This is a genomic window from Pseudomonas sp. S2_F03, from assembly GCF_054668335.1.
The window spans coordinates 5648602-5675510 of the sequence record NZ_CP162759.1; the positions used below are offsets into that span (position 1 = coordinate 5648602).

Below are 26909 nucleotides of genomic sequence, written 5' to 3' on the forward strand. Positions count from 1 at the left end.
GGCGTTGCCAGTTGCGCCGCAGGGACGAGCCGACCGGCAGCGTCCGACAATATAAAGGCTTTCCCTGGCCCTTGCGTTTTTTTACTGACTGACAGGTCGAGCCGTCAATTTCAGCTCCGCACACAACCCACCCCCCTCGCGATTGCTCAGCGTCAACGAGCCACCGATGGCGATCGCCAATTGCTGCGCAATCGCCAGGCCCAGCCCGGTCCCGCCGGTGCTGCGGTTACGCGAGTTTTCGACGCGGTAGAACGGTTCCATCACGTGCGCCAGTTCTTCCTCGGAGATGCCCGGCCCGCGATCCATGACTTTCACCGACAGGTTGCCGTTTTTGCTTTCAACCCAGAGTTCGGCGGCTCCGGCGAACTTCAGCGCGTTGTCGGTGAGGTTCACCAACACTCGACGTAACGCATGGGGACGGGTGTCGATCACCGTGGCACTTTTGCCTTCCAGCGATACGTCTTTGCCCATGTCCTGATAGTCGAACACCAGGCTGTCGAGGAACGAGTCCAGGTCGGTGCGACGGCTTTCTTCGGTGGCACCATGGACGCTGCGGGCATACGCCACGCCTTCGCGTACCAGATGCTCCATCTCGCCGAGGTCGTTCCACAGTTTGTCTTTCTCGCTGGAGTCGTCCATGAATTCGGCGCGCAGTTTCATGCGGGTGATCGGGGTTTGCAGGTCGTGGGAAATGGCTGCCAGCAGTTGCATGCGTTCTTTGAGGTACGCGGCGATGCGCGCCTGCATGGCATTGAACGCCTTCGCGGCGTGGGCAACTTCGGTCGGGCCTTTTTCGTCCAGGTGCACGGGGTGGGCGTTCGGGTCCAGGGTGTCCACGGCTTGCGCGAGGCGCGTGAGGGGCGGATGGCGATTCTGACGGCCAGCCAGGTGCAGGCAATCATCAACGCCAATTGGCCGAGCAGGACGAACGGCAGCCACGGCGATAGCGGCACCATCGATGGGCGTACGTCGATGGTGACCGGGCTGCCATCGGCCAGTTTCAGATGAACCTGGAAGTGTTTGATCGGGCCGGGAATGTCGGTCACGGTCATCGGGTAGTCCTTGCCGATGGCGTCCTTGATCGAGGTCACGGCAATCGGCGTGTCACTCATGGCCGTACCCGGCGAACCTTCGTCCAGCAAATAGCGGTAATTGCGCCGATCCAGTTGTTGCAACCAGCTTGCCCGTTCCGCGGCGGGCAAGCGGTCGAGGATGGCGATGGACGTCGAGACATCGGTCTCCAGGTTACCGAGCATGGTGTTTTTCGCGGTTTCGTAACGCTCGTAGTACTGCGCGCCGAAGGACAGCGCTTGCGCCAGGATCAAGCCAATCAGGAAGATCAACGACAGGCGTGAGGCGAGGGTGCGCGGCCAACGAATCGTGACGTTCATGAGGGCGCCCCCGAGTACTTCCACCGCCAGCGAAAACACATAGCCCTCGCTGCGCACGGTTTTGATGTAGGCCGGTTCGCGGGCATCGTCCAGCAGACGCTGGCGCAAGCGGCTGACCAGCAAGTCGATGGAGCGGTCAAACAGGTCGGCGTCGCGGCCCTGGGTCAGGTTCAGCAGTTGATCGCGATTGAGCACCCGCTGCGGGTGATCGAGAAACACTCGCAGCAGGCGATATTCGGCACCGCTCAGCGCCACCATGGTGCCGTCTTCGTCCAGCAGGTGCCGGGCCGAGGTGTCCAGGCGCCAACGACCGAACGCCAGCAGGCGACCGCTCTCGGTCACTACCAGGTTCGGCGGCAGCATGCGCGTGCGGCGCAGCACGGCATTGATGCGGGCGAGCAACTCGCGGGCGGCGAAGGGTTTGACCAGGTAATCGTCGGCGCCCATTTCCAGGCCGATGATGCGGTCGGTTTCGTCGTTGCGCGCGGTGAGCATCAACACCGGCGTGGCCTTGTGTTTGCCGGCGCGCAATTCACGGCAGAGCATCAGGCCGTCGTCGCCGGGCATCATGATGTCGAGCACGATCAGGTCCACCGGCGTGGTTTCCAGGAAGGCGCGCATTTGGCGCCCGTCGGCGACCACGGTGGTGCGCAGGCCGTTCTTCTTCAGGTAGTTGCCTACCAGCTCCCGGATCTCGCGGTCATCGTCGACGATGAGAATGTGATCGACGTGTTCCATGGGGCCTTGCCTCTGTCAGTAGGGGAATGCTGCCCAGTCTATCGAGCCTTGGCCCGCTCGCCTTCCGCGCTTTGTATTGCAGTGTATCTGGCAGGGCGGCGGATACACATGAACGCAAAAACAGCTGTTTCCAGGGGGTTTGTATCGCTGTGTATCGCAGGGCGGCTTTGATACGTACCGATTTATACGCGCCTGTTTTCGACACAGGCCAGATACCTCGCAGGCTTCTAATAGGTTCCATCGAGGCACACCAGACCGCCTCGGCTCAATCGAACGACCTACCCATTGAAGCCTTGAGGACATCGCCATGAACACGAAAACCCTCTACGCCGCATGCCTGTTTGCCGCCCTGAACATCTGCACCTTGTCGGCCCGTGCCGAAGCTGACGTTACACCGAGAACCTACACCTACGGTACTCATCTGGACATCAAGAAAGTCGTCTCGCTGACACAAGACCCGGCCGCTACCTGCGGGGTGGTGGATGCGCAACTGACCTACCTGGATTCGCAGAACAAAACCCAGGTTCTGGACTACCGCAAAGTGGCTGACAACTGCAACTCGGACAACTGAGTCCTGCGATCACCCATTGCCCACTCCCTTTGAAACAGGAACACCCTCATGAACAACGTAAGCCGCTATTTGACCGCCATTGCCTTCACCGTCGCCGGCGCCGCCGCCCATGCCAACGCCGCTGTGGAACAAAGCAGCTGTGGCAGCGCCACCTGCTTCCAGCTAACGCCAGTGGCGCACAAGGATTCCACCGCATTTCTGGCCGAGGACGGTTATAGCCGGACGCCGCAGGGGCAGATGGTGGCAGAGAACGGCGGTAGCCGGACGCCACAGGGGCAGCAACTGCATAGCCAGACTGCCTGATGCCAGACACAACTTATCCAACCACCACCACCCACTGTGGGAGCGAGCTTGCTCGCGATGGCTGAGTGTCAGTCGACATCCATGTTGGGTGTACTGACCTCATCGCGAGCAAGCTCGCTCACAGGGATTTTCAGTGTGCCGCGCTCTTTATTTCAAAGGTGAACTCATGTTCCTCATCGCTTTCCTGGGCGGCATATTGACCGTCCTCAGTCCTTGCATCCTGCCGGTCGTACCGTTCCTGTTTGCCGGGGTCAAACGTACACGTTCCTCCATTCTGCTGACCCTCGGCGGCATGGTCCTGACCTTCGCCCTGATTTCCAGCCTGGCCGTGGTCAGCAGCGAGTGGGTGGTGCAGGCCAACAACACCGGTCGCCATGTGGCCCTGATCGTGATGGGGCTGTTTGCCTTGTCGTTGATCTCTGCCCGGGTCGGAGACTGGCTGGCCCGTCCGTTTGTGGCGTTGGGCAACCGTCTGGATCCGGATTCGCGCAAAATCTCCGGCCCGTTGAGTTCGGTCATGATCGGTGTGGCCACCGGCCTGCTGTGGGCACCCTGCGCCGGGCCGATCCTCGGGGTCATCCTCACCGGCGCCATGCTGCAAGGCGCCAATGCGCAAACCAGCCTGTTGCTGGTGGCATACGGCCTGGGCAGTGCGTTGTCGCTGGGGGTATTGATTTTCGCCGGTCGCGGCCTGGTCAATCGCTTGAAAGCGTCGATCCCGGTCACTGGATGGCTGCGTCGTGGTGCCGGTGTCGCGGTGCTGGCTGCCGCCGCGGTGATTTCCACCGGCGCGGACAAAACCCTGCTGGCCGGTACATCGTCCGAAGGCGTCAGCAGCCTGGAGAAAGGTGTGCTGGAAAACGTGCCGAAGGTCGTCGATTACTTTGTCAGCAAAGTCAAAGCCGACCCGATGGACAACGCCCAAGGCGCGATGCCCTCACTGAACGGCGCCGTCGAATGGATCAACTCACCGGCCCTGACCCGCGAATCGCTGAAAGGCAAAGTGGTACTGGTGGATTTCTGGACCTTCGACTGCATCAACTGCCAGCACACGCTGCCGTATGTGAAGGACTGGGCAAAGAAATACGAGAAGGAAGGCCTGGTAGTGATTGGCGTGCACACTCCGGAATACGGTTTCGAGCGCATCATCGACAACGTCAAGGATCAGGTGAAAAAACTCGGCATCACCTACCCGGTGGCGATCGACAACAACTACACGATCTGGCGTGCATTCGATAACCAATACTGGCCGGCGCATTACCTGATCGACGCCAAGGGTCAGGTGCGTTACACCCACTTCGGTGAAGGCAGCTACGAGACGCAGGAGAAGATGATTCAACAACTGCTGGAAGAAGCCAAAGCGCCTGCGGCGTAATCCTCCAAATCAATGGCCCACAGGCTCCGCGCCGTGGGCCATTGATTTTTCTCCTGATTACGCCGCCACGCAGCGGGTGGCGTACCGAACTCGCGGCGAAAGGCCCGGCTGAACGCCGTATCGGTCTGGTAACCCACCTCTTCGGCGATGCGTATCAATGAGCTGTTACTGCTGCGTAACAGGTTGGCCGCCAGCAACATCCGCCATTGCGTCAGGTACTGCATGGGCGAGCTCCCCACCAATTGCTGAAAGCGCTCGGCCAATACCGATCTTGACGTCCCGGCCGTGCGCGCCAGTTCATCCACGGTCCAGGCGTGACAGGGCTTTTTGTGCAGGGCATTCAACGCGGCGCCGACAATCCGGTCGCCGACACCCGCCAGCCACCCGGTTTGCCCTTCGCCCTGTTCTTGCATGTACAGGCGCAGCACTTCGATGAACAACACCTCGGCCAGTTTGGCCAGCACGCCTTCGCCGCCAGGCCTGGGCGAGCGGGCTTCGGCCAGCGCATAACGCACTGAAGACTCCAGCCAGATCCCGGCATTCGAGCCGCGCACGTTGACCCGGACCACCGCTGGCAGGCCCGTCAGCAACATGCCTGCCAACCGCGTATCGCACGCCAGATAGCCGCACACCAACCGCGTGACCGCGCCGCCCCCGCCGTAACTCAATTGCCGTGGACGCCGCGCCAGCACGACGTCCAGCCGCGCACCCGTGGCGGGCGGCAGTCCGGGTTTAGAGCTCATGCGATGGGCATGCCCCTGCGGAAACACCACCACATCGCCAGCCGACAGCAGCAGCGGCGGATCATCACCGAGTTCGACGTAACACTCGCCTTCGGTGATCAGGTGGAAAATCACCACGCGCTCGGCACCGGGTTCCAGAAACGGTGCCGCCGTGTCGGCGCTCGGCGACTGATAGCACCAGGGCGCGGTGAACCGGGCATTGATAAAAATCGCGCCGACCAGGCGCACGACACGCAAGGTTTGGGAGAGGGCGTCCATGGAGGTTTCCCCGTGTACGAATGGTGTTGATTGTGAGCCTGTCACCGCGCTGCGCCAAACCTCCGGACGATCGGACAAGGTTGGCCGACGATCGGGCAGGACGCGGGCGTGCGCCGGGGCGATAGTTTGCCTACAGGTTCACTACCGACCCTGTCATCAATAACAAGAATGAGAGGTTGCCATGCCGAAGTTCGTCATAGAACGCGATATCCCGGGCGCTGGAACACTGTCAGAACGGGATTTGAAAGCCGCCGCGCTAAAGTCCTGCAGCGTGTTGCGCGAATTGCCAGAGGTGCAGTGGCTTCAGAGTTATGTCACCGGTGACAAGCTCTACTGCGTGTACATCTCACCCAGCGAAGCACTCATCAAAGAACACGCGACCCGTAGTGGTTTCCCGGCCAGTCGTATTTCCCAAGTGGCAAGCATCATCGATCCCACCACGGCGGAATAGGCCGCGGTCGGTTGCCATCCATACGGAGCAGACTTCATGAGTACACCGATTGATCTAACTGCCCTGAAAAACCGTCAGATGGCCTCTTGGGCCAGTGGCGACTACACCGTTATCGGGACCACTTTGCAGATTGTCGGTGAACAACTTGCCGAAGCCTGCGACCTGCTCTGTGACGAGCGGGTGCTGGACGTGGCCGCCGGTAACGGCAATGCAACACTCGCCGCCGCACGCCGAGGCTGCGCTGTCACCTCGACCGATTACGTCGGCGCGTTGCTGGAGCGTGGCGAAGAACGGGCCAGGGCCGAGCGTTTGCCAGTGACCTTCCAGGTGGCCGACGCCGAGGCGCTGCCGTTCGAGGACGCGAGCTTCGATGCCGTGCTGTCGACGTTCGGCGTGATGTTTACGCCGGACCAACCCAAAGCGGCCGCAGAACTGGCGCGAGTCTGCCGCCCCGGTGGCCGGATCGGCCTGGCCAACTGGACGCCGGAAGGTTTTGTCGGCCAGGTGTTCAAGACCCTGGGCCAGCACCTGCCGCCACCGCTGGGGGCACAACCGCCGTCCAACTGGGGCACCGAGGCCTGGCTGCATTCACACTTTGATGAACACGACTTCCTGGTCCAGGTGACGCGTCGTGCCTTCAATTTCCGCTATCGCTCGCCGGCGCACTTCATCGACGTCTTCCGCAACTGGTACGGGCCGATCCATAAAGCCTTCGCCGTGCTGCCTCCCGAGGGCGCCGAGGCCTTTGAACAGGACCTGACCGAGCTGTTGAACCGGATGAACCGGGCGGGGGAGAAGTCGCTGGGGGTGCCGAGTGAATACCTTGAGGTGGTCATCACCAGGCGCTGAACCTGCATAGATCTGACTGTAGGAGCCGAGCTTGCTCGCGATGGCGGCGTATCGATCGATATTTATGCTGTCTGACACACCGCCATCGCGAGCAAGCTCAGCTCCTACAGGGGATTTTGTATGCTTTGGAGGTTACACGATGCTGGCGCCTCGGGCCGCCAGCAGTTCGCGCAACACCGAGCGGTGACAGTGCGCCTCATCCTCGCAATAACAACCCACAGCCAGCGAAGTGTGATGGGAGAGGGCGGCCAACAGGTCCAGTAACTGGCTTGGCGCGGGTTGGTTCATTTCTGCCTTGAACTTGCGTCTGAAGGCCTCCCAGGCCTTGTCGTCCGTGGCCGCTTTGGCTTCAGCCACCAATTCGGCACTCGGCGACAGCAGCGGCTGCCACACGTCGTAAAAATCACGGCGGGCAAACTCGGCCTTCGGTACGCCACGGGGTGGACGGCGCACGGTGCCCAGGCGCAAGCCTTCATCAGGGGAGCGCGGCGAGCCGAGGCGGACGATATGAATGGCCATGGCGTTACGGGTGCCGCGAGCCGTCATGCCACTCCAGCGCCGTGCGCCAGAGGCAGATCCCCAGGAAATACGCCGACATCAGCAACCAAAGCCCCATCACCATCGGATTGATGACGGGATGGTTGATCACCAGCGACAAACTGCACAGCAGCCAAATGGCCGTCACCGCAATGTTGATCGGCATGAACTTGCGCACGCGAAACGGGTGCAGGAACTTCATCCGCGTCACGGTCAACAAGGCCAGGCCAATGACGGTGAGCAAGGTGATCCATGGCGTCGGCGCGATGATGTACAGGCACAGCGCAACCACATTCCACGCGGCCGGAAAGCCCTGGAAGTAGTTGTCTTTGCTCTTCATGTTGACGTTGCAGAAGCAGAACAGCGACGACACCAGAATCAGCGACACGCTCAGCAGCAGCGTGTAGTCCGGCAGCGGGATGTAGCGATAGATGAACAGCGCCGGGATAAACACATAGGTCAGGTAGTCGATCACCAGGTCCAGAATCGAGCCATCGAAACTGGGCAGCACCGATTGCACATTGACCTTGCGCGCCAGCGCGCCATCCAGCCCGTCGACGATCAGCGCGACGCCCAGCCATAGCAGGCACTGGGTCGGCTGGTTATCCAGCAATGCCAGGGTGGCGAGGAAGGCAGTCACCACGCCGGTGGCGGTAAAACCATGGGCGCCCCAAGCTTTGAGCCTGGCAATGTGTACGGTCGAAATCACGGGGGCGTTCTCCAGAAAATGAAGCAAGCCTGTTATCACCCCTTCAAGTGGGGGTGTCGGCAAACCGGGTCGGTTGCAGGTATCGACCGGGAATCCGGGGATAAGGTTCAGCGTCTGTAAATCTTAGCTGCATGGCAAGAAAATACCCCGGATAAACGCCGGGCGTTCGAGGAAACGCCGACGCTGGCGCACCGTCTGATTTCAGCAGCCCAATGGTCGTGGCGCATTTGTCGGTGAGGACTATCGTTGCCTGACCGGATCAACTTCTCTTGAAGAGGACAGCGTCATGAACACCAGCGATCTGCTCGAACAATTGCTGCGGGCCGGCCAGGGCTCGATGGGTCAACAGGGCGGCGGTGGCGCGTCGTCTCAAGATCCGCTGGGCGGACTCGGTGGCTTGCTGGGTGGCCTGGTGGGCGGAGGGGGCGGTTCAAGCAGTGGCGGTGGCGGCCTGGGTGGATTGCTCGGCGGTTTGCTCGGCGGTGGTTCAGCGACGGGTGGTTCGACCCAGAGTCGCTCCGGTGGCGGCACCAATTATGCAGCACTGGCATCGCTGGGGATGATGGCATTCCAGGCGTATCAGAGCTGGCAGCGCAGTCAGGCTTCGGCACCCCAACAGCCACCGCGCACGGCTGATCTATTGTCGGGTCCGGAAATCGAAGACCACAGTCATGCCGTGCTGCGTGCATTGATTGCGGCGGCGAAGGCCGATGGCCGCATTGATGCGGCCGAGAAGCAGCTAATCAGCGCTGAAATCGGCAAGCACACCGATGACCCAGACCTTCAGCAATGGCTGAATGAAGAGGTGGCCCGGCAGCTGGATGCCGTCGATGTGGCGGTGTCGGCAACGGACCCGGCGATTGCGGCGGAAATGTACCTGGCGAGCGTGATGCTGGTGAACGATCAGGGGGACGCCGAGCGGACCTATCTCGACGAATTGGCAGCGGCGCTGGAGATTGATCCTGAACTGCAAGTGCATCTGGAGCAGCAGGCCAAGGGAGGCGCGGCCTGAGCGGCTGTAACGGACGCTACAGCAGAAACGTAACGCCATGCGCCGCGGCGATCTCAGGGATCCGCGGCAAATCCTCCGGCACCCGCAGCCGATCCACCGCCGCAAAGAACTGCCCGCCCCTTGGATCGGAGACCACACCAATCATTTTCGCGGTCGGGCTGAGGTTCTTGTAAGCATGGATCGCCCCACCGGGAATATGCACGTAGCCCCCGGCTGACACCGTGGTGGACGTGCCCGCTACCGTCACTTCGACCTCGCCGTCGACCACATAGAACGCTTCATCCCACGGATGAAAGTGCGGCGGCGGCCCGCCACCTTGCACGCCTTCCTGAATGTGCATTTCAAAGGGCTTGCTCAGATCGCCGCCGGCGAGAATCGTGATCGCCTCGCCGACGACATTCACCGGTGTCGGCGTTTGGGCTTGCTCGATGATGTGAACCGTTCGCATGATTGCTCTCCGCAGGATGAATCCGCACTGGCTGAGTATATTCACCCGCGAGCCGTCGGGTGCCGCGCCTGAGGCCCGTTTGTCCGGGTGGTTTGAATGCCGATGGAATTTTTATCTGGCCCGGTTGCTCTGCTGATTAGAGACGCCTTCATGACGGCGGCATCGGCAGCAGGTATGCCATGAACAAGACCCTGGATGACTACAACCGCTTGCGCGATTTTTCGGCGACCTCAGAGCCCGTCGCGACCAAACGCCTGGCCAAAAAAAACGCGAAAGACCACGCGTTGCAGTTCTGCATTCAGAAGCACGACGCCTCACGCCTGCATTACGACTTTCGGCTGGAACTTGAGGGGGCGCTGAAAAGCTGGGCGGTGTCTAAAGGCCCGTCCCTGGACCCCAAGGTCAAGCGTCTGGCGGTTCACGTCGAAGACCATCCGCTCGATTACGCGACGTTTGAGGGCAGCATTCCCGAAGGGCATTACGGCGCGGGCGATGTGATCGTGTGGGACCGCGGTGTGTGGATTCCGCAGGAGGATCCAGTCAAGGCCTACGCCAAGGGCAAGCTCAAGTTCGAACTGCAAGGCGAGAAGCTTGGCGGTCTATGGAACCTGGTGCGCACGCACATGCCGGGCAAACAGGAGCAATGGTTTCTGATCAAGCATCAGGACAGCTCGGCCAAGCCCGAGAGCGATTACGACGTGGTCACCGCCGAGCCCGACAGCGTGCTCAGTGATCGGACCCTCCTGGCCAAACAATCGAAGTCGACGGTTAAACCCAAACCCGTCAGGCAACCGGCACGCAAAGTGGCGACTAAAGAGGCATCGGCGCCACTCACCGGCGCTCGCAAAGCCAAACTGCCAGAGCAGCTCAAACCCGAACTGGCCACGTTGGTGGAGAAGGCTCCGGACGGTCAGTGGCTTTACGAGATCAAGTTCGACGGTTACCGGATCATGGCCCGCATCGACCACAGCGACGTCAGGCTCTTCACCCGTAACGGTCACGACTGGACCCACAAACTGCCCAGACAGGCCGAAGCATTGGCGGCATTGGGCCTCGAATCGGCCTGGCTTGACGGTGAAATGGTGGTGGCCAACGAGCAGGGCGTACCGGACTTTCAGGCGCTGCAAAATGCCTTCGACGCCGGTGCCAGCGCCAACATCGTGTACTACTTGTTCGACCTGCCTTATCTCAACGGCGTGGACCTGCGCGAGGTGCCGGTCGAAGAACGCAGGGTGGCGCTGTCGACCGTGCTCAAACTCAATCATGACCCGCTGCTGCGCTTCTCGGATTCTTTCGCTGAAGCACCAGACGCCTTGCTCAACAGCGCCTGCCAAATGCAGATGGAAGGGTTGATCGGCAAGCGCATGGGCTCACCTTATGTGTCACGACGCAGCAGCGACTGGATAAAGCTCAAGTGCAAACATCGGCAGGAATTCGTGGTGGTCGGCTACACCGATCCGAAAGGGTCGCGTCATGCATTCGGTGCCTTATTGCTCGGGTTGCACGACCGTGACAGCGCTCAATTGCGTTACGCCGGGAAGGTTGGCACCGGATTCAACGAGACGACGCTCAAGCGCATCTTCGAACAGCTCAAACCCTGGCAGACGAAGAAGCCGTCGGTGGTCAACCCACCGAGCGGTTTCGAGGCCAAGGGTGTGCACTGGCTCAAGCCCACGCTGCTGGCCGAAGTGGCGTTTGCTGAAATGACCAAGGAGGGCTCGGTGCGCCATGCGGTGTTCCATGGCCTGCGCGAAGACAAACCCGCCAAAGGCATCACTGAGGAGCGTCCCCACGTGGTGAAGACCCCAGAGAAAAAACCGCCGGTGCGCAACCTGCACCGTCGCAGGCTGGCCTGGTCAAGGGCGAGGTGCGCATCACCCACCCCGACCGGGTGATCGACGCCACCACCGGGACCACCAAAGTTCAGTTGGCCGAGTATTACGCCAGCGTTGTGCAGTGGATTTTGCCCGAGCTCAAGGACAGGCCCGTGGCACTGGTTCGGGCACCGGAGGGGATCGCTGGTGAGTTGTTTTTCCAGAAAAATGCCGAGCACCTGGCCATTCCAGGCATCACCACGCTGGACAAGGCACTCACCGGTCAACCGGTGATGATCATCAACAACGCCCAAGCGCTGATTGGCGCCGTGCAAATGAGTGCCGTGGAGCTGCACACCTGGAATGCCACCGCCGATAATCTCGAGCGGCCCGATCGTTTCGTGCTCGACCTTGATCCGGACCCGGCGCTGCCCTGGAAAAGCATGGTCGAGGCGACTCAGCTTACGCTGGCGGTGCTTGATGAACTGGGGCTCAAGGCCTTCCTCAAAACCAGCGGCGGCAAGGGTATTCACCTGGTGGTGCCGCTGACCCGCAAGCAGGGTTGGGACGAGGTGAAGGACTTCAGCCATGCGATTGTCAGCCACATGGCGAAGCTGTTGCCGGAACGCTTTTCTGCCGTCTCGGGGCCGAAGAATCGGGTCGGGCGGATCTTCATCGATTACCTGCGCAACGGTCTGGGTGCCACCACCATTTGCGCCTACGCCGTGCGTACTCGTGAAGGTTTACCGGTGTCGGTGCCAATCTTTCGCGAGGAAGTGGCCGAGCTCAAAGGGGGGAACCAATGGAACGTGCACAATGTGCATGAGCGACTGGCCGAGGTGGGTGAGGGGCCTTGGGCGGGCATGAGGAAAACCCGGCAGACGATTACGGCCGAGATGCGGCGACGGGTGGGGATGAAAAAGTAATCGGCAGTGAGGATGCCGGCGCCCCTTCAACAGGGCGCCAGCCGGCGCTCTTTGTTACTTGATGAATTGCAGGAGGTCGGAGTTCAGCTTGTCGATGGCCGCTTTAAAATCCTTGGCAGTGACGTTCTGGCTTTCGTTTTCCAGGGTGGTACCAAAGACCTTGCGCACGACTCTGCCCACGGTCTGGTTGGTTCTGGCATCGACGAATTCAGCTTCGATATACAGTTCGGTGTCCTGGTCACGATGACCGGTGGCTGCCTGTGTCGCCCCGACAACGGCAGCGATAGGCACCACTTCATACCACTTCATGCCTTCGTTCGAGGCGCTGACCCCGGTGATCGCCGCGCGCAAGATCAAGGTCCTGGAGCCGGCCGGTGCTGACGCCGAGTTGGTCACAACCCGGTATTTGGTGCCCAGCGTGGCTTTGGCTTTGCTGGTCATGTAGCTCTGAATATCGGCCAGCGTCTGCTGATTCACCCGCTCGTTGGGTTTCGGCGCCGGGTAGAATTCCAGCTTGTTGAACGCCACGGTGTCATACGCATTCGGGTTCCACGATGGGCTCACCCAACGCATTGCCGTACCACCGCTGGGCGTTTCGACTTCCTGCAGGTTGTTGTAGCTCGACAGGTAACCGGAATATTGTTCCTTTTCCGTGACCTTCGAAGTACAACCGCCAAGCAAGACGCCGGTCAGTGCAGCACCGATGAGCAAGTTTCGTGACAGATTCATAGTGGTGTTTACTCCATGGTTTGAGTCGTGTTGTTCATTGCAGTGCATCAAAAACGCCAAGTCATGTTGCCGGTCAGGGCTTGAATCCAGGCTTTGTCGAATTGACCGGAAATTCGATCGCCTGACACGGCCTTGGTCTGGTTGTCGGGCATGTCGTCGAGCCAGATCATGGCCCAGCTGACATTCACGTCGGTGTCCTTGTTCAGAGCATAGGTGGCTCCTGTGGCAATGCGCCAAGATTCGTTCATCGGCAAGATAACGGAGCGATTGCTGTCCGAGACTGCGCTGCTGTCGTAGGCCATACCGACGTTCCACAACCATTGTTCGGTGGCCTGGTATTGCGCGCCCAGCGAAAGGTGCCAGGTGTCCTTGAACCCGGCGTCGACCGTTTTCGATTGAGCCCCCAACGCGCTGGTATCGACCTCCACCCCGATCTCACCGAACTCAGACCAGTCCTGCCAGTTGGCCGAGGCCAGCAAGGCCCATTGGCGGTCGAGTTGCTGGTACAGGCTCAGGGTCACGGTCTGCGGCACTGATGTGTCGATTTTAGTGTTGGTGTTGTTGATGCGATCCAGCAGGCGGCCGTCGCCTTTCACATCCAGCCGATCCTCGAAGTCCAGATCGACTTTGCTGGTGTAGGTCAGGCCGATGCGCGTACCGGGTTGTGGTGCGTAGATGACCCCAACGTTGGCGCCATAGCCCCAGGTGCCATCCTTGTATTTGAACTGGCCATCTGCGCGGTCGGTGAAGCCGAAGGGAGAGCGGTCAATGGCGGTATCTGCCTTCAATATGCCGTACATGGCTTTGATGCCCACGCCCACCGACCACTGCTCATTGAAGCGGTAGGCCACGCTCGGCACCAGGGACAAACCGAGCAGGCTGACGTTCTGTGCGAAGTAGCGCCCGGACCAATCGTTGTCGTAATTGAGTGCCAGCCCGAAGTCGCCGTACTGGCCGAAACCGACGCTCCAGTGATCGTCGAGTTCATGCGTGACAAAGAAGCTGGCGCCGGGAATCGGATCGAGGGCATTGCCACTGTTACTGCCTGAAACGTTGGTGCCGGAGTCTCGATCGAAACTCAAGTCGCCATAAAGCACCTGCAAGCCTGCGGTGATTTGCGTGCCGGGCAGGTAACTCATACCCGCCGGATTGCTGGCGATGGTCGAGGGGCCTTGAGCGCGCGCAGCGGCACCGGCGTTGGCCAGGCCGGCGTTATCGGTGCCGATTTCGTAGAGCATGATTCCGCCAGCCCAGGCTTGCTGGCAGCAGAGCGCAAGAAGGGTGAATGTGGGTAGAGCAACTGTTCTTGTTCGCATGGTTTCCCCCCAGGAAATGTCCCTTCAAACAAGGGTGGCTGGCGCCAGCCACCCTTGGATTCTGCTGGTTACTTGGCCATGGCTGCCCGGGCCGCTTCGATCTTGGCCTTGACCGAGTCGAGGTTGAAGCTCGCGCCTTTTTGCATCGGCGGGAACTCGATGGCGGTTTCAGCCAGTTTGGCGACCTGTTGCTGGACAAACACAAAACGCCAGAACTGATACTTGAACCAGTCAAAGTATTGTTGTGAGCCTTGCGCGGCCCCATTGTCCGCCCAGCCCATGCGTTCGAACGGGTCGAGCCGCAGGTTGGTCAGGTACGGCACGTCCACCGCAACCTTAGCTCCCAACCAGGCACTTGGCTGGTCAATGAAACGATATTTGTAGTCATCGATGCGCACTGCACCGAGGGTGCTCTCTCCAAAATAGAAGATTTCGTGGCGATTCGACGGACCCTTTCCGGTAATCATTGGCGTCTGGTCGTAACCGTCGAGGTGCACTTTGTAGGTGGTATCGCCCAGTTGTTTACCCTTGAGCAGTTCGGCGGTGATGTTCGGGTTACCCGCTGCCGCGACCAGGGTCGGGAACCAGTCCATGCCCGACATGATGCCGTTGGCGACCTGGTTGGCCGGTACTTTGCCCGGCCAGCGAATAATCGCCGGTACCCGGAAGCCGCCTTCCATAATGGTGCCTTTGCCCATGGCAAACGGGGTGGTGCCGCCATCCGGCCAAGTGAAGTTCTCAGCGCCATTGTCGGTAGTGAAAATGACGATGGTGTTATCGGCCAGCCCGTCTTTTTTCAGCTTGGCCATGACATCGCCAACGACGTCGTCAAGTTGCGCCATGCCGGCTTCCTGTTCCGACCAGCCGTTTTCCGAGTTGCGCATGGCTTCGTATTTATCGGACAGGTGGGTAACGATGTGCATGCGAGTTGGATTGAGCCAGACGAAGAAGGGTTTGTTGTCCTGCTTGGCCTTGTCGATGAAGGTAAAGGTCTTGTCGCGGATCTCCTCGTCGACGGTTTTCATCCGCTCTGGATACAGCGTGCCGGCGTCTTCGATTTTCTGTTTGCCGACCTTGCCCCAACGCGGCATCACGGTGCTGTCATCGGTGGTGGTGGCCCAACTGTGGACCATGTTGCGTGGGCCGACAGTCGCTAGCAGGTCTTGCGGATAGTTGGGGTGCGCCGGGTCTTCCATGGCGTCGAGGTGATAGAGGTAGCCAAAGAATTCGTCGAAGCCGTGCACCGTCGGCAGGAACTCGTTCAAGTCGCCCAAGTGATTCTTGCCGAACTGGCCGGTGGCGTAACCCATGGCCTTGAGTGCGGTGGCAATGGTGACCGCTTCAGCAGGAATGCCGACAGGCGAGCCGGCCTGGCCGACCGTGGTCATCCCGGTGCGGATCGGCAGTTCACCGGTGATGAAATTGGCGCGCCCGGCCGTGCAACTGGCCTCGGCGTAATAATCGGTGAAGCGCATGCCTTCGGCCGCGAGCTGGTCGAGGTTGGGGGTGCGGCCGGCCATCATGCCCTGGTTGTAGACACCGATATTCGACCAGCCGATATCGTCGCCCATGATCACCAGGATATTAGGGGCCGATTTGTCTGCTGCCTGGGAGATGCCGGGTAGAGCCATTGCAGACAACAGCACCGATGCGGCGAAGAGCCTGGAAAGCTTTGTCTGGTTCATGTGGAACTCCTGCTTGCGGGAATGGGGTGTCGAAACAGGTCCCCCGACCGGTAGTGAAAATGGCTTTCCCCCGCAAGAGCGTAGTACGACCTGCGAAATATTCAGCAGCAATTGGCCGAAAAAGTGCCGTTGTCGCTCAGGCAATCAGTTTTTTTCTTATTTGATGATGATTTTCATCGGGTGGAGGTGGCCGGGCTTGCACGCAGTGGTCATGGGCAATGGCGGGATGATCGGAAAATATTCCGTCTGGTTCCGGGGCATTGCTAGACTTTAGTGCTCCAACAGATCTCGGTGGAGAGCAAACGATGCCGTCTTTCCCAACGCAGGCCCGATTGTTCTTCTTTGGCTGGCTGGTGTACTTGTTTGCCGGTCCTTTGCACGCGGCACAACCCGCTGTTGAGGCGGCGCCAGCCATGCAACTGGAACCCAAGGCGCTGGACGTTCTCAAGGCCATGAGTGCCAAGTTGACGAGCACGCCGGGCATGAGTTTCAAAGCCATTACCACTTACGAAAAACCCAGCCGACCGGGGCCACCTCTGGCCTACAACACCGTCGCGTTGGTGACCGTGCAACGGCCAGATCACCTGCGCGTTTTAACCTCGGGTGACGGCCCGGCGACCGAGTTTTACTACGATGGTAAACAGGCCTATGCCTACGCACCGAAGGAAAACCTGCTGGCCCAGGCGGACGCGCCACCCACTATCGATGCGACGCTGGAGGCCGCGTACCAGCGAGCCGCGATCTACTTTCCCTTTACCGATGTGATCGTCGCCGACCCCTACAAGGATTTGTCGAAGGACCTGCGCCTGGCGTTTTACATCGGTCAGTCCACGGTGGTTGGCGACACCACCACCGACGTCATTGCCTACGCCAGCGATACCGTGTTTGTGCAAGCGTGGGTCGGTACGCAGGACAAGTTGCCGCGCATGCTGCGTGCCGTGTTTCGGGACGATCCGACGCAATCGCGGCATCAGGTTGCGTTCAGCGACTGGAAGCTCGAATCGGCGATGCCTGAGCAGTTCTTCAGGCCACAGAACAGTGAGAAGGCGCAACGCATTCAGTTTGCCCCGCCACCGGGCATGCGCGCCCCTGCAGGGGTTAAAGAACCGGTGGCAAAACCGCAAAAAACCGAATGAGGTGACTGAGCCATGAGTCGATCAATCTTGACGCTTGCCGGGGTGTTGATTGCGCTACTGAGTTGCAACCAGGCGGCGGCCTGGTCGCATGCCGGAAGTTTCGGCCGTTCGTGGGGGGGCGGGGAGACTGGAACCGCTCCGGCGCGTTCGGCTCTGCCTCGAGGTGGAGATGGCAGCTGGAGTGGAGAGACTAATCGCGGCGGGTCGGCTTCGGGCGGTGACGGCAGCTGGAACGCGTCGGGTTTTCGAGGAGGCTCGGCATCGGGCAACGATGGTAACTGGAGCGCCAGAGACGAGAATGGCGGGACGGCCTGGGGGAGCGATGGCTCGTGGCGCGCCCAGGGTGAAAATGGCGGCACTGCCGCCGGTTATCGCGCAGACGGCTATGGCACCTCGGTATACCATCCGGCCACCTATGGAACCGGTTATTACCATCCGCCAACGGCAGTCATTGGCAGCAGCGGTTGTTACAACTGTGGCTACGCCCCGGCAGCCGTGGCCGCTGCAGGAGCGGTGTCGGGCGCGGCTGTCGCCAGCGTCGTTGAAGACAATGCCGATAATGATGCCTATAGCGCCGGTTATAACGCTGGAATGGTCGCTACTGCCCCCGAGACGCTGCCCATGGGGTCGACCTTTGCCACGCTTCCTTCCGGCTGCGGGTTGATCGCCGGCCCAGCTGGCACGTTTTATCAGTGCGGGAATTCTTGGGTGCGCCCTGCCTATGGTGCCAACGGCGTCTACTACACCGTGGTGCCGACACCATGATCCATTGAGCGGTTTTACCAGCGAAACATCGGCAATGGCTTGAGCGGGGAGCGCAGGAACTGCCGCGCCGTGAGCCTGATCAGCATCCTGTGAAAGCCATGATTGGGAAACGTCGCCTTCACCGTTTTGATGTAAGCCCTTGGCAGGCCGAACGTCATCAACCCCAGGGACACATCGATCACATCGGCTCGCCGAAAAGGCTCGACGCTGAGTGCATGGGCGGCGCGGTAAGGCCGCACTTTGTGGTGTTCCAGGATAAGCGCCGTTACTTCGTCGCCAAGGTCCGTCAACTGCCGACTGGCGAGGTACTCCATGGCCTGCTGGACCGACGGTTCCAGGTAGTCGATGGTCCCGTCAGTCCAGATGCCCAGGTCATGAAACGCCGCCGCAATCTGCACCGCCTCCGATGGCAGTGAATCAGTGCCGCTGATCGCGACATAGAAGTTCAGCATCCGATAAATATGATTGCGGTACGCCGTTAGATCAGCACCGATGGCCAGGGCGTAGGACGTCAGTATGTCGTCGGTGACGGGGAACTCCATCACGAGATTCATCGTTACTGCCCTCAGGCATCACGCAACAGGTCGTTGGCGTTGAGGATGTCATAAGCGATTTCCGGGCGATTCTCCAGGCCTCGGCGAATCGCGGCCGGGATTGACTGGCGGGTTTTTCGGCACAGCCCGGGCTGTTCGCCGAGGGTGATGCCGATGCCGCGCATGGTGCGTACTTCGTTGAAGCTGGGGACGATCTCGACGCGGATGCCCAGTTGCTCGTACATGCGGTTTTGCAGGCGTTCGAGGTCGGCCAGGCTCTGCAGGTTTTCCAGTCGATCGAGCAGGCGTTTTTCTTCCTGGCGGGTCAGAAACAGGATGCGCACGTCCGCGCCCGGTGTTTCCAGCAGCGGGTCACGCCCGCAGGTGCAGGCGCCGGGCGGGCAGGGTGAGCGGATCGGAGCGGAGGTCGTCATGGGGATCAATCATAGAGCGCTCTAATCCGGTTTGCCCATAGGTGATTGGTCAGTCGGAAATATCGGTCGTCGGAATGATTTGCTCATCCTCGACCGGTGCACTGATGGCGGTTTTCTTTTCCCGCCGATCACTCATCCAGCTGTTCAGTTGCGCGCCGAATTCGACAGGGGCTTTGCGCCCGACCCTTCGGGCCAAATCGAGAATGGTTTGCTGGGCGAGCGCTTCTTCCATGCGCTTTTGCGCGGTCATCATGACCGCGTGCACCGCGCAAGGACCATCCAGGGCCCACTCCGGTGGGGAGCCGTCGAACAGGGCACAACGCCCACGAATCTCGCGGCAATCGAAGATCCGCTTCTGGCCGTCGATGGCATTGACGATGTCCAGCACGCTGATTTCGTCCGCCTGGCGCGCCAGTTTGAACCCGCCGCGCACACCTTCGGTGGCGATGACCAGTTTGGCCTTGGCCAGTTTGGTGAAGATCTTGGCCAGGTAATCCAGCGGCACGCCTTGCAATTCGGCGAGGTCGCGCACGCTCGCCTCACGGCTATCGCCGTAATCGCCTACCAGAAAAATCAGGCAATGAATGCCGTATTCAACGCCCGCGCTGTAAAGAGACATTGATATCTCCGACTGAATGAGTCGCCAATGTTATCAGTCGACGGATAGGGAAGCAACGAGCCGTCGACACCGCTAATTAGCCTAAGCGGTCGATGGATGAGAGCTGTTGGCCGGGTTGTCGAGGTATCAGGGCAGGTGATGGTAACGATCGATGGAAGGTCGTTGCGTGTTTTAACTCGGATCACTATAGTCGCCGTTGTCAGCTCAACAACGAGCAGAGTCTTTGGTCTTCCCCGGAGTTAAAACGATGAAACAGCACATTCTGGTAATCGGCGCAGGTTTCGGCGGCATGTGGACGGCGTTGAGCGCCACGCGCCTGTTCGACCTTCATGATCATGACGGCGTAGAGGTCACGGTACTGGCGCCTCAGGCCGAGCTGCGTGTGCGTCCGCGCTTCTACGAACCGAATGCTCATCAACTCGCCGCACCGATTGGTGAGCTGTTCGATGCCGTCGGTGTGAAGTTCATCAAGGGCTCCGCAGAGACCATCGATGTGCAGCAAAAACGTGTCGGTTACACCGATGCTTCGGGCACTGCGCAGACGTGCAGCTACGACAAACTCGTTCTGGCCACCGGCAGCCGTCTGGCCCTGCCGGATACCCCGGGTGTGGCCGAACATGCCTTTGATGTGGATCAGATCGAACAAGCCGTGCGTCTGGAAAACCACCTCAAATCCCTGGTCAACCTGCCAGCCAGTAAAAGCCGCAACACGGTCGTGGTGGCCGGTGGCGGTTTCACCGGGATTGAAACGGCGACCGAAATGCCGGCGCGTCTGCGGGCCATCCTCGGCGAGGACGCGGACATCGAGGTGATCGTCGTCGACCGTGGCGAAAAGGTCGGTGCTTCGATGGGGGCTGAAATCAGCCATAAGATCGCCGAGGCAAGCACTGAGCTGGGCGTGAAGTGGCGTTTGAAATCGTCGGTCGTTGCAGTCGACGAGAAGGGTGTGACCTTGGCCGATGGCCAGCGCATCGACGCCAAGACCGTGGTCTGGACCACCGGTGTGCGAGCCAGTTCGCTGACTGAGCAAATCCCCGCCGAACGTGATGCCATGGGCCGTCTGCACGTGGACAGCCATCTGAAAGTCATCGGCCAGGACGACATCTTTGCCACGGGGGATGTGGCGTACGCGGCCAGTGATGACATCGGTAATCATGCCTTGATGACCTGCCAGCACGCGATCTCGCTGGGGCGTCACGCAGGGAATAACGTGGCGGCGCAAATCCTGGGGGTGGACCCGACACCGTACAGCCAGCCCAAGTACGTCACCTGCCTGGATCTGGGGGCCTGGGGCGCGGTGTACACCGAGGGTTGGGATCGTCAGGTCAAACTGGTCAAGCAGGAAGCCAAAGACCTCAAAACTCAAATCAATACGGTCTGGATCTACCCGCCGGCAGCTGACCGTGTCACCGCATTGGCAGCCGCGGACCCGATGATCCCGGTAGCTTGATTCGATAACGCTGCGTGAATAAAAAATCCCGCTCAAGTGACCTTGAGCGGGATTTTTTGTTTTAGATACGGAAAGCCTGGCGGCCAACCAGCAGCCATTTGCCGCTTTTCTTTTGCCAGATCTGGAAGTTCTCGATTTCGGTCGGGACCACTTCGGTGCCTTTGAGGGCTTGCGCCGAGAAATGATTGCGCACCAGCGCGACATCGCCGGAGACGCTGATGGTCTGGTTTTGCATTTCCAGGGTTTTGAACGCGCTTTTGCCCGTTTCGATATCAGCGATGAAGTCGGTCTTGTCCTGAACCTTGCCGCTGGAATGCCCGTAGGTCAGGTTCTCTGCGGTCAGCGCTTTAAGCTCGGTGATGTTCTTGTGCAACATGGCTTGGGTCAGATGATCGACAGCGCTGGCGACCTCTTTCTCGCCGGAGGCGGGGGCGGCCGCTACGTAGCCACTGAAGAGGCATAAAAAACCGACCAGCAGTTTGACGTTTTTCATAGGTGTTTCCTTGTTGTTATGGGAATGGGTGACTCGTCGGTCATCGTACAACCTATGAAGAATTAAGAAAATACCGGCACGACCTGTATTTCAGGCCGCGCCGGGCGTCGTGCATTTCAGGCCAGCATCGACAGTAAACCGCCCTGACGATCCAGTTTGGCCAGGTCATCGAAACCGCCGACATGGGTGTCACCGATGAAAATCTGCGGCACGCTGCGACGACCGCTGCGGTCGAGCATCTCCTGGAATTTGCCGGGATCAGCCTGAACGTTTATCTCCTGCGCGGTGACGCCTTTGCTGCTCAGCAGCGCCTTGGCGTTACGGCAATAGGGGCAGGTGTCGGTGGTGTAGATCGTCACGTTGTTCATTGTCAGTACTCCTGAAATCAAGCGCCGGGTTCAAGCCTCGATGGCGGGGAAGTCGATATCGGTCAGGGCGAGGTTGTTGAGGTAGTTGGTCAGCGTCTGCGAGGCCACATGGGCAATCACTTCAATGATCTTGGCGTCGTTGATGCCGGCGGTACGCGCTGCGTCGATTTGTTCGAGGCTCAGGTGGCCACGGCTTTCGGTGATTTGTTGGGCGAGCGTGGCGAAGGCATTCAGTTGGCCGTGCCGGGCGCTGAGGATGTCCTGCGCCGACAGTCCGGCTTTACCGGCAAACAAGGTATGCGCCGCCAGGCAGTAATCGCAGCCGTTGACCTGCGAGGTGGCCAGGAAAATGGCTTCTTTTTCCGTCGCACTCAGGGATGTTTTACCCAGCGCCACGCCTTGTTGCAGGTAGGCCGCCAATACAGCAGGGGCATGGGCCAGGGTTTTGAAGACATTGGGCAAAAAGCCGATTTTTTTCTGCACGCCTTCCAGCAGCGGGCGGGTGGTTTCAGTGGCGTGTTCGAGGCTCAGGGCGGTGATGCGGCTCATGGTGTTGCTCCGTCGATTCAAGCGCGGTGTGCGCTGGGTACGGGGTCTATGCTATGCAACGGCGGTGGCGTTTGAGGTGCAAATCGTCGAGGATATGCAACAGATCGTCAAACCTGTCCCCCGGGAGTCGTTCCATGGATCGCTTGTCCACCTTGCTCACCCACTTCGGCGTCAGCGCCGGGAGCTTCTTCAGTGGGCGTTTTTGCGACGCCGTGGTCTTTGATGGTGAGCAGTCAACGGGGCACATCCACCTGCTGCAGGCGGGCGAATTGACGCTGGAGTTGGCCGATGAGCCGGACCGTTTGCTGACCGAGCCCACGCTGATATTTTTCCCGCGACCTTATCGTCATCGCTTGTTCGCCAGCGAAGCGTCGGGCACGCAACTGGTGTGCGCTTCGCTGGATTTCGACGGCGGCGCCGGTAATGCCCTGGCGACCGCGTTGCCTGACTATCTGCTACTGCCACTGGGCAGCGTTCCGACGATGGCCAGCACGCTGGACTGGTTGTTCAACGAAGCGTTTGGCGACACCTGCGGCCGTGAAGCGATGATGGATCGACTGTTCGAATTGCTGGTGATTCAGTTGCTGCGCCACCTGTTGTCCAGTCGCGATCAGCGTCCGGGCATGATGGCCGGCCTCGCGGATGCACGGCTGGCGCGGGCCATGAACTTGATGCATGACGCGCCTGAAAAGCCTTGGACCGTCGCCCAATTATCGGCGGTGGCCAACATGTCGCGCGCCAGTTTTGCCGAACACTTTCGGCTGGTGGTCGGGCAGACGCCGGTCGACTATCTGGTGAGCTGGCGCATCAGCCTGGCGCAGAAGCGCTTGCGCCAAGGTAAGTCGATTGCACTGATCGCCGATGAAGTCGGCTACGAAAGCCCCTCGGCCCTGGCCCGGGCCTTTCGCCGAAAAACCGGCATCAGCCCGCGTGAATGGGTGCAAGAAGGCAAGCGCGCGCGATAACGCTCGTGGGGTGACGGGCTGTTTGAGGTTCGTGAGATAGACTGATCAGCGGACATCGAACGATGGGAGTGTCGAACGTGGCGCCATTCAAATGGACTCGTTAATCACCGCTGCTGCCCGAGCGCTGGCAGCGGGTGATCCGCTCGGTGCTTTGAACCGGGTGGCCTTGCGCGATGATGCACCGGCGCTGGCACTGCGCGGCATCGCCATGGCCCAGCTCGGCGATCTGGAACGGGCGAAGGCGTTGGTCAAACGGGCGGCGCGTGCATTTGGTGCGAAAGAGCCCATGGCCCGGGCGCGGTGCGTGGTGGCTGAGGCCGAAATTGCGCTGGCGGCGCGCGATTTGAGCTGGCCGGTAAAGGCCCTCGACGCGGCACGGGCGACGCTGGAAGCCCATGGGGATTGGGTGAATGCGGCACATGCGCGGTATCTGGAGATCCGCCGGTTGTTGCTGATCGGGCACCTCGATCAGGTCGAGCAATTACTCGTCCGTCTCGACCCCGCGCCGTTGCCGCCGGCCCTGCGTGCCGCACATGAACTGGTGGTGGCCGGCATTGCGATGCGTCGGCTGGAGATCAAAAAGGCCCGGTCTGCGCTGGAAAGGGCTGAACACTTTGCCGCCGAAGCCGCTATCCCCGCACTGACGGGCGAAGTCGAAAGCGCCGCTCACGTCATGAACGCCCCCCGCAGCCCGGTTGATCAGCCGGGGCGAAACACGACCACTGATGCTGGATGAAGTCGAAACGCTGTTCGCTTCAACCTCGCTGGTGGTCGACGCGTGTCGCTACACGGTGCGCGGTGCCGGCATGTCCGTCTCGCTGGGCAGCCGCCCGGTGTTGTTCGCCCTCGCACGGGTGTTGGCTGAAGCCTGGCCGGCCGATGTCAGCCGCGAAGTGCTTATCGCCCACGCCTTTCGCTTGAAACTCAGTGATGAATCCCACCGTGCGCGCTTGCGCGTGGAGATCGGACGGCTGCGGGCGGCGCTTCGACCGTTGGCCGACGTCACTGCGACGAAGCGCGGGTTTGCACTGGTGGCGCCCGACGTCGTGGTGCTGGCGCGACCGGTCGAGGAGCAGCGCGGCGCTCCTGGCTTTTCTGGCAGACGGTGAATCGTGGTCGAGTTCGGCCTTGGCGATGGCGCTTGGCACCAGTCAGCGTAGCGTGCAGCGGGCGCTTGATTCGCTGGCAGGTCGCCAGCAAAGTGCAGGCGTTCGGTCGCGGCAAGGCGCGTCGCTGGATGACGCCACCGATGCCGGGATTCGCGACGACTTTGTTACTCACAGCTTTGTTGCCGGGTGATTAGGATCCACTCCACACACCCAGTGAAGAGGATGTACCCATGAAACGTTCATCAGCTGAAATCATCCGCGAATACGGACCTTTTCCCGGCGCTGACAGCGTCGGTGGCGTCACGTTTGACGGCCAGCATGTGTGGTTCGCTGCCGGCGGGAAAATCAATGCCCTGGACCCGGTAAGCGGCGAGCACTTGCGTTCGATCGACGTCACCGCCGACGCGGGCACCGCCTTCGACGGCAAGCATTTGTTCCAGATTGGTGGCGAGCACATCTACAAGATTGATCCGCACACCGGCCGGGTACTCGCGACAATTCCGGCGCCCGGCGGCGGTACCGACTCGGGATTGACCTGGGCAGAAGGAACGCTGTGGGTCGGTCAGTACCGGGCGCGCAAGATCCATCAAATCGACCCCGAGACCGGGAAAATCCTGCGCACCATCGAGTCCAACCGCTTCGTCACCGGCGTGACTTGGGTGGACGGCCAAATGTGGCACGGCACCTGGGAGGAGGAAGAAAGTGAGTTGCGGCGGATTGACCCGACCACCGGCAAGGTCCTGGAGGCTGTCAAAATGCCGCCAGGGGTGGGAGTGTCAGGGCTTGAATCGGATGGTGGCGAGCGGTTTTTCTGCGGCGGTGGCAACAGCGGCAAAGTCAGGGCCGTTCGCCGGCCCGTGTCTTCCTAGAACGTAAACTGACGCGACGAGCGGGATGCGCTCTGGGCCAGTTCGATCTCCAGCAAATGCTCAGCCAGCACATCATTGAGAAAGCGGAACTGATCGTTGAGGCCGACCACTTCGTTGCTGAAGTGGTTGGCTGCTGCCGGTATCAGCAACGCCTCGAAGTGTTTGTCGAACACCAATGACAGCGCTTTGCGCGACACAGATTCCTGTGCGTAGTAGTTGCTGCCGAACACCGGGAAGCTCACTGCCAAAGTGACGGAGTGGATCATGATGCTTGCTCCTCGGTCTGGCCGATGTCCAGGATGAAACGGGAAAAAAGTGTCAGCGTAACGGCCGTCAGGGCCAGGCAGGTCAGGAGATGGATCAACATGATGTGCCCCTCCGATGCGGGGTTTGCGTTGTGATGGGGTGATCGTGCGCCTGACGGTTTTATTGCGGAAGGCATTCGTCGCGATGGTGAATATCGACGGCAATGATGGTGTTCTCTGGGGCCCCATCGCGGGCAAGCCCAGCTCCCACAAATCTGTGAGCACCGCTGAACCTGTAGGAGCCGAGCTTGCTCGCGATGGGGCCCTCAAACCCTCCATCGATCCAAAGCGAACAAACACCGGCACCTATACTCAAATAAATAGGCCTTTGAGTACCGGGCATTCTGCCCAAGGGCGATTGTAGGAAACCGCGATCTTGAACCTGCGTTCGCTGATCGTCGCCGTGTTGGTGGTGTTGGCGGGATGCGCCACGCCTGAGCGTGCCCCGGTGGTGGCGCCGGTTGTGGTGGTGTCCGAGAGCACATGGCGACAGGTGGATCGCGAAATCGTCGTGGCGTCGCAATCGGCCACCGAGCAGACCCGAATCTATGCGCGCGGCGCCATGGATTATTGGCGAACACGGGTTTACCAACTCACCGAAGAGAACTTCATTCCCTGGTTCAGCAGTTACTGGACTCAGGAATGGCTGTCGATGAAAGTCAGCTGGTACACCATCAGCGCCAAGGGCGAACAGGACGCCTCGGCCAAGCGCCTGGCGGGCTATTTGCTGGAGCAATACCAGCAACGCGTGCTGGCGCCGGTCGCGGTCGAAATTGATCCCGATGCGATTCTCGGCCTGGCCACCGCGTTCTACGTCGATATTCTTCAGGAAGAACTGCAGAAAACCTCCCAGCGTCACGGCATACCGATGGCCCAACTCAACGGCCGAATCCAGAAAATCCCCGCCATTGCCCTCGGGCCGCCGCCGGCGCGCAATGCCTCGCTTTATCAAGTCGTGCACACGGCGCCGCTGGACAGCTTGCCGGCCTATGCCGCGCTGATCGACAAGATCCACAAGGCGGGTGGCGACAAGGGCGTGGGCTCGACCGACACCGCCATGGCGCCCGTGGCCAAGCGCGCCAGTCAGCGCATGGAGGCCGAAATGGCCCCTCGCGGTGCGGCCAGCGCCGTGGCGGCAGCAGCCGGGAAACTCGCGGGCGGGTTGATTACCGTCGGTGTGGCCGGGATTCGCGCGCTGATTCAGGCCGCCGACCGTCCTGACAGCGAAGCGCTGATTCGCAGCAGCCTGGGCAACACGTTCGATAAGGCCTGGATGCAGTTGGTGAAAAATCCGACGACCGGCGTGATGGCGGGGACTTTGTACATAGCGGGGCAGGTCGAGGGCAATTTGGCGGCGAGCGCCGAACCGCCGGTCGGCCAGGATCCGGCCACTGTCGAATGGACTCCGAGCCAGTCGACTAACCAGCAGATCGACCCTCAACCCCCCGCAGGAGAATGA

At 60.4% G+C, this 26909-nt stretch carries 26 protein-coding genes and 4 pseudogenes; 14 read left to right on the top strand and 16 right to left on the bottom strand.

The window, feature by feature from the left end; translation table 11 throughout:
* Nucleotides 1–81: 81 nt before the first annotated feature.
* Both AB4N76_RS26490 and AB4N76_RS26495 read right to left on the bottom strand, forming a co-directional pair.
* Nucleotides 82–1391: pseudogene (locus tag AB4N76_RS26490) on the bottom strand (ATP-binding protein).
* 12 nt (nt 1392–1403) lie between these two features.
* Nucleotides 1404–2129: pseudogene (locus tag AB4N76_RS26495) on the bottom strand (response regulator); the annotation flags it as partial.
* A 307-nt stretch (nt 2130–2436) separates the two neighbouring features.
* On the opposite strand from AB4N76_RS26495, the gene AB4N76_RS26500 reads away from it, so the two are divergent.
* The 3 genes from AB4N76_RS26500 (at nt 2437) to AB4N76_RS26510 (ending at nt 4378) form a co-directional block, all read left to right on the top strand.
* Nucleotides 2437–2700 carry a DUF2790 domain-containing protein gene (locus tag AB4N76_RS26500; RefSeq protein WP_460163762.1) on the top strand — a complete coding sequence of 88 codons (264 nt, stop codon included), beginning with the start codon at nt 2437–2439 and terminating at the stop codon, nt 2698–2700.
* A gap of 48 nt (nt 2701–2748) precedes the next feature.
* The gene (locus AB4N76_RS26505) at nt 2749–3003 is read left to right on the top strand and encodes a hypothetical protein (RefSeq protein WP_046027754.1); all 255 of its coding nucleotides are present in this window, start codon (nt 2749–2751) and stop codon (nt 3001–3003) included.
* A 166-nt stretch (nt 3004–3169) separates the two neighbouring features.
* Nucleotides 3170–4378, top strand: a complete 1209-nt coding sequence (locus AB4N76_RS26510) for a cytochrome c biogenesis protein DipZ (protein WP_046027753.1) — start codon at nt 3170–3172, stop codon at nt 4376–4378.
* Here the strand turns inward: AB4N76_RS26510 and AB4N76_RS26515 are convergent.
* Entirely contained in the window at nt 4339–5379 is a 1041-nt protein-coding gene (locus tag AB4N76_RS26515; protein ID WP_460163763.1) for an AraC family transcriptional regulator, read from the bottom strand. The genes AB4N76_RS26510 and AB4N76_RS26515 overlap by 40 nt on opposite strands.
* A 181-nt stretch (nt 5380–5560) precedes the next feature.
* On the opposite strand from AB4N76_RS26515, the gene AB4N76_RS26520 reads away from it, so the two are divergent.
* Both AB4N76_RS26520 and AB4N76_RS26525 read left to right on the top strand, forming a co-directional pair.
* Nucleotides 5561–5830, top strand: coding sequence for a DUF4242 domain-containing protein (locus AB4N76_RS26520; RefSeq protein ID WP_046027751.1), 270 nt, complete (start codon nt 5561–5563; stop codon nt 5828–5830).
* A gap of 36 nt (nt 5831–5866) precedes the next feature.
* The gene (locus AB4N76_RS26525) at nt 5867–6679 is read left to right on the top strand and encodes a class I SAM-dependent methyltransferase (protein ID WP_460163764.1); all 813 of its coding nucleotides are present in this window, start codon (nt 5867–5869) and stop codon (nt 6677–6679) included.
* 132 nt (nt 6680–6811) lie between these two features.
* On the opposite strand, the gene AB4N76_RS26530 is transcribed toward AB4N76_RS26525, so the two are convergent.
* Together AB4N76_RS26530 and pcsA are read right to left on the bottom strand one after the other, a co-directional pair.
* The gene (locus AB4N76_RS26530; RefSeq protein WP_046027892.1) at nt 6812–7198 is read right to left on the bottom strand and encodes a DUF488 domain-containing protein; all 387 of its coding nucleotides are present in this window, start codon (nt 7196–7198) and stop codon (nt 6812–6814) included.
* 4 nt (nt 7199–7202) lie between these two features.
* On the bottom strand, nt 7203–7925 hold the full coding sequence (pcsA, locus tag AB4N76_RS26535; protein ID WP_077430339.1) for a phosphatidylcholine synthase: 723 nt from the start codon (nt 7923–7925) through the stop codon (nt 7203–7205).
* 286 nt (nt 7926–8211) lie between these two features.
* Between pcsA and AB4N76_RS26540 the strand changes: the two genes are divergently transcribed.
* Nucleotides 8212–8937: a tellurite resistance TerB family protein gene (locus AB4N76_RS26540; RefSeq protein ID WP_460163765.1), complete on the top strand. Its 726-nt coding sequence runs from the start codon at nt 8212–8214 to the stop codon at nt 8935–8937.
* 16 nt (nt 8938–8953) lie between these two features.
* Here the strand turns inward: AB4N76_RS26540 and AB4N76_RS26545 are convergent, their stop codons facing one another.
* Nucleotides 8954–9385, bottom strand: coding sequence for a cupin domain-containing protein (locus AB4N76_RS26545; protein WP_460163766.1), 432 nt, complete (start codon nt 9383–9385; stop codon nt 8954–8956).
* Nucleotides 9386–9564: 179 nt separating this feature from the next.
* On the opposite strand from AB4N76_RS26545, the pseudogene ligD reads away from it, so the two are divergent.
* Nucleotides 9565–12125: pseudogene (gene ligD, locus AB4N76_RS26550) on the top strand (DNA ligase D).
* A 54-nt stretch (nt 12126–12179) separates the two neighbouring features.
* Here the strand turns inward: ligD and AB4N76_RS26555 are convergent.
* From AB4N76_RS26555 to AB4N76_RS26565, 3 genes are all read right to left on the bottom strand, one after another.
* Nucleotides 12180–12854, bottom strand: coding sequence for a DUF3313 domain-containing protein (locus AB4N76_RS26555; RefSeq protein WP_046027745.1), 675 nt, complete (start codon nt 12852–12854; stop codon nt 12180–12182).
* Nucleotides 12855–12901: 47 nt separating this feature from the next.
* Nucleotides 12902–14170, bottom strand: a complete 1269-nt coding sequence (locus tag AB4N76_RS26560; protein WP_109784577.1) for an OmpP1/FadL family transporter — start codon at nt 14168–14170, stop codon at nt 12902–12904.
* A 68-nt stretch (nt 14171–14238) separates the two neighbouring features.
* Nucleotides 14239–15855 carry an arylsulfatase gene (locus AB4N76_RS26565; RefSeq protein WP_046027743.1) on the bottom strand — a complete coding sequence of 539 codons (1617 nt, stop codon included), beginning with the start codon at nt 15853–15855 and terminating at the stop codon, nt 14239–14241.
* A 305-nt stretch (nt 15856–16160) separates the two neighbouring features.
* Here AB4N76_RS26565 and AB4N76_RS26570 point away from each other — a divergent pair, with 305 nt between their 5' ends.
* Nucleotides 16161–16991: a DUF2092 domain-containing protein gene (locus AB4N76_RS26570; protein WP_077430333.1), complete on the top strand. Its 831-nt coding sequence runs from the start codon at nt 16161–16163 to the stop codon at nt 16989–16991.
* Nucleotides 16992–17003: 12 nt separating this feature from the next.
* The gene (locus tag AB4N76_RS26575) at nt 17004–17756 is read left to right on the top strand and encodes a hypothetical protein (RefSeq protein ID WP_460163767.1); all 753 of its coding nucleotides are present in this window, start codon (nt 17004–17006) and stop codon (nt 17754–17756) included.
* 14 nt (nt 17757–17770) lie between these two features.
* On the opposite strand, the gene AB4N76_RS26580 is transcribed toward AB4N76_RS26575, so the two are convergent.
* From AB4N76_RS26580 to AB4N76_RS26590, 3 genes are read right to left on the bottom strand one after another with little or no spacing between them, the layout of a single operon-like run.
* Nucleotides 17771–18310: a hypothetical protein gene (locus AB4N76_RS26580; RefSeq protein ID WP_046027741.1), complete on the bottom strand. Its 540-nt coding sequence runs from the start codon at nt 18308–18310 to the stop codon at nt 17771–17773.
* A gap of 11 nt (nt 18311–18321) precedes the next feature.
* A complete protein-coding gene (locus AB4N76_RS26585; protein ID WP_046027739.1) occupies nt 18322–18723 on the bottom strand; it encodes a hypothetical protein in 402 nt (133 codons plus the stop codon).
* A gap of 49 nt (nt 18724–18772) precedes the next feature.
* Nucleotides 18773–19342: an RrF2 family transcriptional regulator gene (locus tag AB4N76_RS26590; protein WP_460163768.1), complete on the bottom strand. Its 570-nt coding sequence runs from the start codon at nt 19340–19342 to the stop codon at nt 18773–18775.
* Between the two features lie 247 nt (nt 19343–19589).
* Here AB4N76_RS26590 and AB4N76_RS26595 point away from each other — a divergent pair, with 247 nt between their 5' ends.
* A complete protein-coding gene (locus tag AB4N76_RS26595; protein WP_077430330.1) occupies nt 19590–20792 on the top strand; it encodes an NAD(P)/FAD-dependent oxidoreductase in 1203 nt (400 codons plus the stop codon).
* A 61-nt stretch (nt 20793–20853) separates the two neighbouring features.
* On the opposite strand, the gene AB4N76_RS26600 is transcribed toward AB4N76_RS26595, so the two are convergent.
* The 3 genes from AB4N76_RS26600 to AB4N76_RS26610 form a co-directional block, all read right to left on the bottom strand.
* Nucleotides 20854–21285, bottom strand: coding sequence for a nuclear transport factor 2 family protein (locus AB4N76_RS26600; RefSeq protein ID WP_460163769.1), 432 nt, complete (start codon nt 21283–21285; stop codon nt 20854–20856).
* 116 nt (nt 21286–21401) lie between these two features.
* A complete protein-coding gene (grxC, locus tag AB4N76_RS26605; protein WP_046027735.1) occupies nt 21402–21653 on the bottom strand; it encodes a glutaredoxin 3 in 252 nt (83 codons plus the stop codon).
* Between the two features lie 30 nt (nt 21654–21683).
* Nucleotides 21684–22202, bottom strand: a complete 519-nt coding sequence (locus tag AB4N76_RS26610; protein WP_046027734.1) for a carboxymuconolactone decarboxylase family protein — start codon at nt 22200–22202, stop codon at nt 21684–21686.
* A gap of 134 nt (nt 22203–22336) precedes the next feature.
* On the opposite strand from AB4N76_RS26610, the gene AB4N76_RS26615 reads away from it, so the two are divergent.
* The 3 genes and pseudogenes from AB4N76_RS26615 (at nt 22337) to AB4N76_RS26625 (ending at nt 25145) form a co-directional block, all read left to right on the top strand.
* The gene (locus AB4N76_RS26615) at nt 22337–23167 is read left to right on the top strand and encodes an AraC family transcriptional regulator (RefSeq protein WP_460163770.1); all 831 of its coding nucleotides are present in this window, start codon (nt 22337–22339) and stop codon (nt 23165–23167) included.
* Nucleotides 23168–23258: 91 nt separating this feature from the next.
* A pseudogene (locus AB4N76_RS26620) lies at nt 23259–24470 on the top strand (helix-turn-helix domain-containing protein).
* 36 nt (nt 24471–24506) lie between these two features.
* Nucleotides 24507–25145, top strand: coding sequence for a Vgb family protein (locus AB4N76_RS26625; RefSeq protein WP_460163771.1), 639 nt, complete (start codon nt 24507–24509; stop codon nt 25143–25145).
* On the opposite strand, the gene AB4N76_RS26630 is transcribed toward AB4N76_RS26625, so the two are convergent.
* Nucleotides 25142–25411: a hypothetical protein gene (locus AB4N76_RS26630; RefSeq protein WP_460163772.1), complete on the bottom strand. Its 270-nt coding sequence runs from the start codon at nt 25409–25411 to the stop codon at nt 25142–25144. The genes AB4N76_RS26625 and AB4N76_RS26630 overlap by 4 nt on opposite strands.
* A gap of 415 nt (nt 25412–25826) precedes the next feature.
* Here AB4N76_RS26630 and AB4N76_RS26635 point away from each other — a divergent pair, with 415 nt between their 5' ends.
* Nucleotides 25827–26909, top strand: a complete 1083-nt coding sequence (locus AB4N76_RS26635) for a hypothetical protein (RefSeq protein ID WP_046027721.1) — start codon at nt 25827–25829, stop codon at nt 26907–26909.